This is a genomic window from Bacillus rhizoplanae (assembly GCF_917563915.1).
In the GTDB taxonomy this organism is placed as follows: Bacteria; Bacillota; Bacilli; order Bacillales; family Bacillaceae_G; genus Bacillus_A; species Bacillus_A rhizoplanae.
Genome location: NZ_CAKJTI010000013.1, coordinates 26,454 through 38,044, shown reverse-complemented (window position 1 = coordinate 38,044; position 11,591 = coordinate 26,454). Strand labels below are relative to the sequence as shown.

The 11,591-nt window shown below is 36.1% G+C and carries 12 protein-coding genes; 3 read left to right on the top strand and 9 right to left on the bottom strand.

Going from position 1 to position 11,591, the window contains the following annotated elements; all coding sequences use genetic code 11:
- Nucleotides 1-10 precede the first annotated feature (10 nt).
- From LRP84_RS13440 to tkt, 3 genes are all read right to left on the bottom strand, one after another.
- Nucleotides 11-232, bottom strand: a complete 222-nt coding sequence (locus LRP84_RS13440) for a YneF family protein (RefSeq protein ID WP_098309636.1) — start codon at nt 230-232, stop codon at nt 11-13.
- A gap of 78 nt (nt 233-310) precedes the next feature.
- Entirely contained in the window at nt 311-751 is a 441-nt protein-coding gene (gene sirA, locus LRP84_RS13435) for a sporulation inhibitor of replication protein SirA (RefSeq protein WP_230575544.1), read from the bottom strand.
- Nucleotides 752-1,000: 249 nt separating this feature from the next.
- A complete protein-coding gene (gene tkt, locus LRP84_RS13430) occupies nt 1,001-3,001 on the bottom strand; it encodes a transketolase (protein WP_230575543.1) in 2,001 nt (666 codons plus the stop codon).
- A 441-nt stretch (nt 3,002-3,442) separates the two neighbouring features.
- On the opposite strand from tkt, the gene LRP84_RS13425 reads away from it, so the two are divergent.
- Nucleotides 3,443-5,149, top strand: a complete 1,707-nt coding sequence (locus LRP84_RS13425) for an IS200/IS605 family accessory protein TnpB-related protein (protein ID WP_230575542.1) — start codon at nt 3,443-3,445, stop codon at nt 5,147-5,149.
- Between the two features lie 241 nt (nt 5,150-5,390).
- Here LRP84_RS13425 and LRP84_RS13420 read toward each other — a convergent pair whose 3' ends face one another.
- Nucleotides 5,391-6,125 carry a MerR family transcriptional regulator gene (locus tag LRP84_RS13420; RefSeq protein WP_230575541.1) on the bottom strand — a complete coding sequence of 245 codons (735 nt, stop codon included), beginning with the start codon at nt 6,123-6,125 and terminating at the stop codon, nt 5,391-5,393.
- A 257-nt stretch (nt 6,126-6,382) separates the two neighbouring features.
- Between LRP84_RS13420 and LRP84_RS13415 the strand changes: the two genes are divergently transcribed.
- Entirely contained in the window at nt 6,383-7,966 is a 1,584-nt protein-coding gene (locus LRP84_RS13415) for a bifunctional metallophosphatase/5'-nucleotidase (protein WP_230575540.1), read from the top strand.
- A gap of 45 nt (nt 7,967-8,011) precedes the next feature.
- On the opposite strand, the gene LRP84_RS13410 is transcribed toward LRP84_RS13415, so the two are convergent.
- Together LRP84_RS13410 and LRP84_RS13405 are read right to left on the bottom strand one after the other, a co-directional pair.
- On the bottom strand, nt 8,012-8,251 hold the full coding sequence (locus tag LRP84_RS13410; RefSeq protein WP_230575539.1) for a DUF896 domain-containing protein: 240 nt from the start codon (nt 8,249-8,251) through the stop codon (nt 8,012-8,014).
- A 45-nt stretch (nt 8,252-8,296) separates the two neighbouring features.
- Complete coding sequence (locus tag LRP84_RS13405; protein WP_230575538.1) at nt 8,297-8,953, bottom strand: YneB family resolvase-like protein; 657 nt, start codon at nt 8,951-8,953, stop codon at nt 8,297-8,299.
- Nucleotides 8,954-9,094: 141 nt separating this feature from the next.
- Between LRP84_RS13405 and lexA the strand changes: the two genes are divergently transcribed.
- Nucleotides 9,095-9,715: a transcriptional repressor LexA gene (lexA, locus tag LRP84_RS13400; RefSeq protein ID WP_230575537.1), complete on the top strand. Its 621-nt coding sequence runs from the start codon at nt 9,095-9,097 to the stop codon at nt 9,713-9,715.
- A 27-nt stretch (nt 9,716-9,742) separates the two neighbouring features.
- Here lexA and LRP84_RS13395 read toward each other — a convergent pair whose 3' ends face one another.
- From LRP84_RS13395 to LRP84_RS13385, 3 genes are read right to left on the bottom strand one after another with little or no spacing between them, the layout of a single operon-like run.
- Nucleotides 9,743-10,561, bottom strand: a complete 819-nt coding sequence (locus tag LRP84_RS13395) for a DUF4097 family beta strand repeat-containing protein (RefSeq protein ID WP_230575536.1) — start codon at nt 10,559-10,561, stop codon at nt 9,743-9,745.
- 5 nt (nt 10,562-10,566) lie between these two features.
- Entirely contained in the window at nt 10,567-11,112 is a 546-nt protein-coding gene (locus tag LRP84_RS13390; RefSeq protein ID WP_230575535.1) for a DUF1700 domain-containing protein, read from the bottom strand.
- Between the two features lie 3 nt (nt 11,113-11,115).
- On the bottom strand, nt 11,116-11,427 hold the full coding sequence (locus LRP84_RS13385) for a PadR family transcriptional regulator (protein ID WP_230575534.1): 312 nt from the start codon (nt 11,425-11,427) through the stop codon (nt 11,116-11,118).
- Nucleotides 11,428-11,591 lie beyond the last annotated feature (164 nt).

Sequence of the window (11,591 nt, the reverse complement as noted above, 5' to 3'; positions counted from 1 at the left end):
TTTTTAGCGCTTATTTCAGTTGTTGTTTATTCATTGCGCTCATCATTTGATTGATTTTCTTTTGGGATGGTTTTTGTCCCATTTGCATCATCATCATTTTTAACATTTGTTCATTAATTGGTGGATTTTTTTGTAAATAGTTCATCATATATTTGCGTGCGATGAAAAACCCTAACGCAACGCCTGCTACTAGTGCTAATACGCCCACTAGAACAACTACCCAAATTGACATATATTTTCCTCCTTCATGTTGTCTACCTTACAGTGTACTAAAACCTTTTCAATAAGACAAGATTGTATTCGACATTTTTTATATATAAGTACGCACTTGTTTGAGAGGATTTAACCATCCGTATTGTTTACTCTCATAATCCATCGCGAGAAATGTTAATTCACATTTTCTAAGTACTTCAAAAATAGCTGTTTCTATTTCAACATTTTCGGAAGTATGCATTCGAATATACTGCGGCTTAATACTCACTTCCCCATACATATTTTCATTAGATATAATATGCGTATGCTCATTGCTTTCATATTTCCCGTATGTTCGCAGTGCCTGTTCCATTTTATGATGTAATTTCATTACTTGTAAGGGCAATGTAATATACTTCATTTGTTTATACAACACTTTCTTTTCTGAAAGGGAACGAGACTGTGCAAAACGAGCAAACAAATCAAACAATAAAAACTCACGACCGAAATACGACTTCGTAACATCTTCTTGAATTAAGTACAGTTCATACGTTCTCATACTTTCCCTCCCGCATTGGACAACTTCATTTCTTTTCATTATATAGAAACAAATATGCAATGATTGTCTGACTGCGGAGAAAGAAAAAACTTTTTCTGTCGAATAAAGTGACACTTCCATCAACCGGGATTTTCTCCCCCCTACTGATAGAAAATTCTCACCAATTAGAGTTTTACTGCTCCTGAGCAGCGGGATAAACCCTTTTATATAGAAAAATCCCTCCATGCCGGAGAGATTTTTCCAAAATCATTAAAGCATTTCTTTTACTTTGCGAACAACGTTTTCTACAGTGAATCCGTATTCTGCCATAATCTTTTCACCAGGAGCAGAAGCACCGAATGTATCGATACCTAGTACATCTCCTTCAAGACCAACGTAACGATGCCATCCGAATGTAGCACCCATTTCAATTGCGAAACGTTTTGTTACTGCTTTTGGTAATACAGATTCTTTATATTCAGCAGATTGTGCATCAAAGCGGTCCATAGACGGCATGCTGACAACAGTTGCGTCAACACCTTCTTGTGCTAATGCTGTTTGCGCTTCAATCGCTAAGCTTACTTCAGATCCAGTTGCAAGTAAGATTACATCAGCAGTTTCTTTTTTGCTTGCAGAAACTACGTATGCACCTTTCGCAACTTTTTCATACGTATCGTCTTTAGCACCTTCTAATGTTGGAAGATCTTGACGAGTTAAGATTAATGCTGTTGGTGTTTTTGTAGATTCTAACGCTAACTTCCAAGCTGCAACAGATTCGTTACCATCAGCGGGACGAATAACAGATACGTTTGGCATTGCACGAAGAGCTGCAAGCTGTTCAACTGGCTCATGCGTTGGTCCATCTTCTCCAACTGCGATACTATCATGTGTGAACACATATGTTACTGGCAGTTGCATTAACGCAGCAAGACGAATTGCTGGACGTAAGTAGTCAGAGAATACGAAGAACGTACCACCGTAAGTTTTTAAACCGCCATGAAGTGCAATACCGTTCATTGCTGCACCCATTGCAAACTCACGTACACCGTACCAAATATTTTTACCGCTGTAGTCTTCTCTTGTGAAGTCTTTTTCTTTGTTCATGTATGTTTTGTTAGAACCAGCAAGGTCTGCAGATCCACCAAAGAATGATGGTACAGATTCAGCAATTGCATTAATAATTTGTCCTGAAGATGAACGAGTTGCTGTTTTTGAACCGATTTCGTATGTTGGTAAGTTCTTATCCCAACCTTCTGGAAGAAGACCTTTCATTGCTGTTTGCAGTTCAGTTGCTAATTCTGGATATGCTTTTGCATAACCATCAAGCATTGCGTTCCACTCAGCTTCTGTTGTTTGTCCAGCATCTTGTACTGTTTTACGGAAGTTTTCATACACTTCTTCTGGTACATGGAAGTCCTGTTCAAATGCCCAAGTATATGCTTCTTTTGTTAATTTCGTTTCTTCTACGCCTAGCGGAGAACCATGTGAAGCTGATTTTCCAGATTTGTTTGGTGAACCGAATCCAATTGTTGTTCTTACTTCGATTAATGTTGGACGTTTTTCGTCAGACCTTGCTTCTTCAAGCGCTTTCGTAATCGCTCCGATATCGTTTCCATCTTCAACGCGGATTACTTGCCAACCATATGCTTTATAACGATCTTCTACGCTTTCAGAGAAAGAACGATTTAAATCGCCGTCTAATGAAATATCGTTAGAATCATATAACACAACAAGACGACCTAATCCTAAATGAGCCGCTAATGAAGATGCTTCAGCAGAAACGCCTTCCATTAAATCTCCGTCACCACAAATTGCGTATGTATAATGATCAACGACGTTATACTCATCACGGTTGTACTTTGCTGCTAAATGTCTTTCAGCCATTGCCATACCAACAGCTGTTGCAATACCTTGTCCAAGTGGACCTGTTGTTGCGTCTACACCTGGTGTATGACCGAACTCAGGATGACCTGGTGTTTTGCTTCCCCATTGGCGGAAATTCTTTAAATCATCCATTGTTACATCATAACCAGATAGATGAAGTAAGCTGTATAATAACATTGAACCATGACCTGCAGATAATACGAAACGATCACGGTTAAACCACGTTGGGTTATTTGGATTATGTTTCATAAATTGCGTCCATACTGTATACGCCATTGGTGCTGCACCCATTGGCATTCCTGGGTGACCAGAGTTTGCTTTTTCAATCGCATCAATGGATAATGTGCGAATCGTGTTGATAGAAAGTTGTTCGATTGAATGTGACATGCTATTCTTCCCTTCGTTTATAGTAGAAAACGTTTTCGTTTTACACATCTATATGATATCTTTCCTTGCAAGATTATACAACATGTACGGACAAATATGTTGATGTTTTTTCGTATTTGTTCAAAAAACGCACTAAAATTCACAATGTATATTTGCTATACTCTTATGTCCAAACCTTTCTTAAACCCTTGGATTCTTTATTGCTTGTCACTAATCAATAATTACATACAACCCCTCATTATCTTTAAACATTGCATCCGAAATGATACACATATTTTTTCCCGCATTTTTTATCATATCTGGCGAGAAGACCCCCACCTCAAGCGCGAAGCCGATAGGTGGGGGATGAATCGCATTTTTGTTTTTTTAAACATATAAATAGAAACATATGTTCCTTTTTGGTATACTTTGTGTATACAAAACAAGAAGGGAGCGTGTTCAATGAAAAAAGCATATTTTTCAATTCGTATCTATAAGAATGCACTGAATCCGAAGTATGTTGAAGCTATTGGACATGCTCTTTTCGTATTTAATCGTGCGAAGCATTTTACTTTTCAAACGCAAGTGTTAGAGAAACGTTCTGGCACCTCCAGACGTTCTGATAGTATGCAAATTACTATAAAATCACGATTTAGTCTGAATGACTATTATGCAAATAGTGCTGTGCAGGAAGCCAATGCACTGTCTTCTTCTCAGACAGAATTGAAGAAATTGTATATCGAAAATAAAAACGAACAGATTAATGCTGTAAAAAAGAAGATTAAGAAAACCAAGTCAGATTTGACAGTGCTGAATAAAATTAAAACATCTTTTATCAAAGGAAAACCAAAGTTCAATAAAACGTCCAAAGAACAACAAATGGGACGATATTTTGTTGTGCAATTTAAAAAGAGAACAGATATTTACTATCATGCCTATCAATTTGAGCATGAATATTTAAATGTACGTATTCAAACACTTCGTTCTCGTTTAGGTAGCCTGGAATTTCGGCTGGATAGACTACAAAAACTACTTCATAGTTTAAAAAACAAAGTTTCTTCTGTTGTATTTGGGAGTAAAAAACGATTCAAAGCACAACATACTGTAGATACTTATGTTCAAAATCATACACTTTGGGTTCAGGATTTTGAACAGGCTCGTTACAATCAAATGTTGATTTCAGGCCGAAAAGACGCGAAATCAGGAAACTTTGTATTTACATACAATACAGAATCACAATCTTTACACTTTACAACCCCAAACGGTGTTGCAGTTGAAATTCCGAACCTTACATTTCCGTATGGACAAGAACAAGTGACTCTAGCTGTTCAAAACCAATGGAATTGCAAAGATAAAAAGAATGCAGGAAAACCAATCAGTTGGGCAATTGAAGACCACGGGGATTACTACATTTTTAAATGTTTAATAGATATTGAAGAGAAGCAAAATAAAAACTTCAGCAAATCCGATGGTGTTATTGGAGTAGATTGTAATTTTGACCACTTTGCTTGGTCAAACATCAATAAACAAGGACAACTCATAAAAACGGGCGTATTATCCTTTGATATTTTAAGTAAAACATCAGAACAAATTACTAAAATTATTGAAGCAGAAGCCATTGCATTAGTTGATATTGCTGTAAAAGCAAACAAACCGATTGTTGTAGAAAAATTAAACACAACAAAAGCAAAGGTTAAGAACCCTTATGGTAACAAAAAAGCAAACATGATGATGAGCATGTTTGCTTATAAAAAGATGATTTTAGCTATTAAAGGCCGTGCTGAGAAGATGGGTGTAGCAGTATTTGAGGTAAATCCAGCGTACACTTCTCAAATCGGTAAAATCAAATATATGAAACGTTTTGGTATCAGCATTCACCAAACAGCTTCTTATGTCATTGCTAGAAGAGCAATGGGATTTAAAGAAAAACTTCCACCAATTTTGTATTCACTATTACCGGAGAAGATGGTAGGTCTGCATCATTGGGCGCAATGGAAGTGGCTGTCTGGCATCCTGTCTGATTTGCGTGTTCACACATTCTATCAGATGGAGCTTTCGAACCATAACAAGATTCGTTCTGTGAACGAACTTTTTCCTCCAGGGGCTCTTACAGACTTGGAAGTAAAAGGTTTGTCTAAGTTTGAAAGCAGAAAAACCATACCTTGTTGAATGGGTATGGTCTGCTAAGCATTTTGTCTTAGTTGTCCTTTTGGGGAATCTCCTTCCTCAAAAATCCGTTAGGATTTTAGGTGGGGGTAGTTCAATTATGATTTAAAATATCGTATTTTGATTACAATTGATAACCACACTACATTTCCTAATATAAAAACCAACTTTTTCTTATCTCATAAACAAAAGGTCCTATTCTTCCAAATGGAGAATAGGACCTTTAAAATTGTATACATACATTTTACTTCTTATTACGATCTGCATACACTGCCATCGCATCACGCATAAACTCCGCCAAACCTTCACCGAATTGATCAATATTTTTTGTAAAACGTTCATCATCAACATACATTTTCCCTAGACCTTTAAAGGCATCTAATGAATAATGACCAAAGTTCTGCAAATAGTCATACCATTCTTTAATTGCTTTTTGAGCCTGCTCTGATTCAGGTGAGTCATTACGAAGTGCTGCAAGTTTCCTATAAATCGTATTATATTCTTCTTGTTTTTCTCTCGTCATGTTTGCTGCTGTTTTATTTGCCTTGTCAACAGCTTCATTTCCCCATTTTTCACGTGCTTCTTGCTCATATGGGTTTTGACTAAAATCAAACCCTTCAAATTTTTCTTTGTTCGTCATTTGAATTTCTCCTCTCGAATGTTGAATCGTCTTATCAATCGTCGCAATCACTTTATCTAGTCTAGAGCGCTTCTCAAGCAGCATTTTACGGTGCAAAACAAGTGCCTCTTCTCGATTAAATGAAGGATCATTGATAATTTCTTTAATTTTCTTTAAAGGGAAGCCAAGTTCTTTAAAAAACAGGATTTGTTGCAATGTCTCTAAATTATCGTTGGAATAAAGGCGATAACCAGATTCGGTCATCTCCTCAGGAGTTAATAACCCAATTTCATCATAGTGATGTAGTGTGCGCACACTAATACCAACTAAATCTGCTACTTCTTTTACTTTCATTGTCATCATTTTGCCCTCCCTTAGTACATACGATAAAGTATGACGTAACGTTAGAGTCAACACAAAAAGTTAAAAAATATAAAAAACGTTTTCTATTCAGTTATTAACCCAAAATAGAAGACGTTTTTCAAGTAGGATACAAATTATTTATACACTCTATTTGCGAATTGAATTAAAAATGAAATCAATAATAACCATAAATATTTTATTAAAATTATTTGTTATGATTTATCATAAGATAACAATAAAGAAGGTTGATACTATTGAATCTGAATCATGTAGTAAATATAACTATCTTACTAACAAGTGATGTACACGGTACGGTTTACCCTATTCACTATCAAAATAACGAAAAAGCAGAATTCGGATTAGCAAAACTTGCAACACGTATTGCGCAAGAACGTACTCAAAATAAACATGTAATCTTGATCGATAACGGTGATTTCATACAAGGAACTCCGTTTACTTATTACTACGCCAAATATATACAGCATGAAGAACATCCAATGTCTATCATTGCCAATCATATCGGCTATGATGCAGCAATTATTGGCAATCATGAATTCAATTATGGAATGGACGTATTAAACAAAGCAATTACAAATGCAAAAATGCCCTACCTAGCTGCTAATATTTTAGATAAAAAAACAATGGAGCCCTACTTTGGAAAACCCTATATCATTAAACATATACATCCTGATATAAAAGTTGCGATACTAGGGGTTACAACTCACTACATCCCAAACTGGGAACAACCACAACATATTGAAAATTTAACTTTTGAAGATGCATTAAAATCAACAAAAAAGTGGATTTCTTATATTCGTAAACGGGAACAACCTCATTTACTTATTGTGTCATATCACGGAGGGTTTGAACGAGATTTGCAAACTGGAGAGCCAACAGAAGTTTTAACTGGGGAAAATCAAGGATATGCAATATGTCAAGAAATAGAAGGAATCGATGTATTGTTAACAGGACACCAACATCGCTATATTGCTCATACAAAAATAAATGGAGTAACCGTCTTACAGGCGGGCAGCAATGGGAAATCATTAGGAAAAGTACACGTCTCCTTAAAAAAGGATAATACCGAGTGGATTGTTGAGGAATGTTATTCTGAATTGTTATCTGCGGAAAATGTTCCAGCAGACGAAATGGTACTTTCACTGGCATCTGCATACGAAAACCAAACTCAGCATTGGTTAGATCAACCCATTGGTACTATTATTGGTGATATGCTGATTCGCGATGCGATGCAAACTCGTTTGCAAGATCATCCCTTCATCGAATTTATAAATAAAGTACAGATGGATGTAGCTGGAGTGAATATTTCTTGTACAAGCTTGTTTCATAATGAATCTTCCGGCTTTCCAAACCGCATTACAATGAGAGATATTGTTTCGAATTATATTTATCCCAATACCCTAAAAGTCATTCGTGTTACAGGAAAAGATATAAAAGAGGCCCTTGAGCTATCTGCCGAATATTTCTCGTTAGATACAGATGGAAATATCATTGTAAACCCTGCATATATCAAACCAAAACCACAGCATTATAATTACGATATGTGGGAAGGAATTTCATACATATTAAACATTTCAAAACCAGTTGGGGAAAGAGTCGTTTCCCTACAATATGAAGGGTCTCCTATTCACTTGCATCAAGAGTATGACGTTGTCATGAACAATTATCGTGCAAGTGGTGGCGGAAATTACGTAATGTATCAAAATAAGACCATTATAAAAGATATACCAATTGATATGTCTGAGCTCATTGCAAATTACATATTAGAACGAAAAACAATCGAAGCGATGACTAATCATAATTGGAAAGTTGTTAAATAATGAATTTTCCTATCAAACTTAAAAAAGATGGGCTGCGCCCATCTTTTAATTTAACTTTGCTTTATCTTGTTTTTTTAATTCTTTTAACTTCTTCGGCGTAACGTCTTTACCTTCTTCGTTAACGACTTTGATTGATTTCAATTCGTTTAACATATTTTGACGAAATCCTTTTAAATATTGTTCACGGAGCGATTGACGCTCACGTTGCTCTTCTTCCGTTAAACCTTCTGTTTTTGCTTTTTTCGCTAAGAAATTAATGCGTTCAATGAGTTCGTGACTTAGCATCTCGAATCCCCTTTCTACTAAAAACTGATTATTATCATACAATAGTTACTCTTGTTTATCAAGCAATTGCTTCGTATACTCTACATACCGACGATGTACAGTCGCTTTTGATACATCGTGACCAAAACCACGGAGCGTTGCTGCAATTTCTTCAAATGTTAATTCATTGCGGCGCAGACGAACAATCTCTTCGATAGGTACTTCTTTTTTCTCCCGACCTGTGCTTAAATGACGATTCTTTAAATTTTTCTCTGGACGAAATCCATTTTCTACCGCTCGCTTCATTCCACGTTTAATCTTTAAATTATGAATCTTTCTCTGGTATTCTTCTACGATACCAATAATATCAAGTACCATTGAATCTGAGTCAGAAAGCTGTAGCTCACCATTATGTGCATGTGTATATACTTTTACTCCTTCTTTATGTAAACAATGCATTAAAGCAATTTTCGCATTCCCTCTCCCAAGACGTGTTTCATCTTGAATAAGAAGTACATCAACATGTTCATCGCGAATAGTATCTAACACTTCTAAAATACCATCTCGTTCTATGTTATACCCACTCGCTTTCTCTTCTACTACTCTTACGATATTCATTTGATACTGCTTAGCTAAATGCAATAATTCATCCTTTTGGCGTGTTAGTGATGTTTCTTGCGCTTCTTTCGTCGTACTCACACGTGCATAAATAATCGCATTCATTTCATACCCTCTTCTCTATCTCACTTTTTACATCATAGTGTATCACAAACTGAGGATGTTTTCGAACTTATGTTTGTAGAATATTTTTTCGCATGTTATAATACAAGTAAGAAAATTTAAAGAAAACGAGGTGTGAAAAACATGGAGAAGTTAACGAAACGACAGCAAGACATTCTCGACTTTATTAAACAAAAAGTACAAGAAAAAGGTTATCCGCCTTCCGTACGTGAAATCGGTCAAGCAGTCGGTCTTGCTTCTAGCTCTACTGTGCACGGACATTTATCTCGCTTAGAGGAAAAAGGATACATTCGCCGCGATCCAACAAAACCGAGAGCTATTGAAATTTTAGGAAACGATAGCATCGAAACGGATACACAACCAGTCATTCACGTACCGATTGTCGGAAAAGTTACAGCTGGTTCACCAATTACAGCAGTTGAAAGTGTAGAAGAACATTTTCCACTTCCGGCAAACCTCGTTTCTGGCTCAGATCAAGTATTTATGTTGCGCATTTCCGGAGACAGTATGATTGAAGCAGGTATTTTTGATGGAGACTTAGTTGTTGTTCGCCAGCAACAATCTGCTTATAATGGTGAAATCGTTGTCGCTTTAACAGAAGACAATGAAGCTACGGTAAAACGTTTTTACAAAGAAAAAGATCATTTCCGCTTGCAACCAGAAAACTCTTCTTTAGAACCTATTATTTTAGATAACGTTTCTGTTATCGGAAAAGTAATTGGTGTCTATCGTCATTTACATTAAAAACAGACCAGCTGAGCTGGTCTGTTTTTAATCCGTCTCGATTTTTACAGATCCTGCTGCTGTTTCTCCGCTAATCTGTACCTTTCCGTTCCCTAAAGTAACTTCTTTATTTTCTTTCCCAAAAATCTTTACATTTCCTGCATGAGAAGAGCCCTTTACAACGGCATCTTTCGGCATTTCCTGCAGCTGAATATTTACATCTCCTGCTGCTGACTCCGCTTCAATACTATATTGCGGGTTGTGCTGTGTTACCTCTACACTTCCTGCTGCCGTCTCTGCACGCACTTTCCCTTCTACTTTCTGAAGAACAATCTTTCCCGCGCTAGATGAAGTTTTTATCTTCTGCGCCTTCATTTGCTTCATTTCCACATTCCCTGCTGCTGTATGTGCAGATATATCTTCACTTTGAATATCTTGTACTTGGATCTTTCCTGCTCCTGTCTCTAATTCAATTTTATTGTACACGCGTTCAGGTACAATAACCGTTAAGCTTTCATTTTTAAAACCAAATGGTGAAAAAGAAAAGTCAAATATATGTTTCGTTTTTGTTTTCACTTCCACTTGTAACGTTTCACCGTTCTCATTTATGTCTAACTTTCGTTTTTCCTGATCACCGCTATACCGAACTTCAAATGAATCAGTTTTTCCTTTTTCAATCACAACATCTCCTACATCTCTGTCAACATTGATGTTTTTAATTTGCTCATTTTTAAATTGTTTCTGTTCCAATTCCTTTGTTTCTGCTGACCCAGTCACAGATTTCATAAAAAAGGCTGATCCTGTAAAAAATAACCCAATTCCTCCAATCGCAATACAAACAAATGCTATGAATACAATTTTCCTCATCTCATCTACTCCCCTTTAATTACTTTCAAATTCCAATTGGCGTATTTGACAAAAAGCGTTTTAAACCAAATTGTACAATAATACGCACCAATCCCTAAAAGTAAACCAATACCGAAGAGTACAATAGAAGCAAATACATCAGATAAAATAAAAATTTGAGCAAAAATAATTTTTGTTAGTAAAAGTAAAGGTGATAAAACAAATACAGCACTAACTGTCCAAAGTGTTAAAATAAGACTTCCGATCGTTATTAACGGAGCTACCACAATAACCAAATTTAGAAAGCTAAGTCCAATGATTGCTACAATCGCTCTTGTTACATTAGAAAAAGTTGGATTATGCTTCACCTGCTCTAAACGATGGGACGCTAACGTTTCCTTAGCAATTGTTTTAGGTGAACCAAGCGCTTTTATAATTTCCACTTCTGTTTTTCCTTCTTCTATTCCAAATTGAAAATGTTCCTCGTAATCATATAAAATATCGTTTCGTTCTTCTTCTGGCAGTTTTCTAAGGTGTTCTGATAATTCATGAAGAAATTGTTCTTTAGTCATTTGCTACACCTCTTCAATAATTTCTTGTACTCCCCTTGCAAAATCACGCCATTCTGTCACAAGCGCATAGAGTTGCTCTGCACCTTGATTTGTTAACTGATAATATTTCCGCGGAGGCCCTTCCGATGATTCCTTTAAATATGTCTGAAAATATCCTTCATTCGTTAGCCGACGTAACAATGGGTACACTGATCCTTCTGATATTAAAAACTTATTTGAAATTTGCTGAACTAATTCATAGCCATAGCAATCTCGTTTCCTTACAAGCGCAAGAACACAAAGCTCCAATACCCCTTTTTTAAATTGAACGTTCAAAGGCACCCTCCTTCCCATTCAGTACTATTTAATACAAGGTACTCGATTAACCATAATATACCATTCAGTACTGAATATTACAAGGTACTATTCCAATTTTTATAAAATAAAGTAAAAATTAGGTAGAAGAGGGTTTCTTTATCTCTCCCGCCCCATTGAGATAT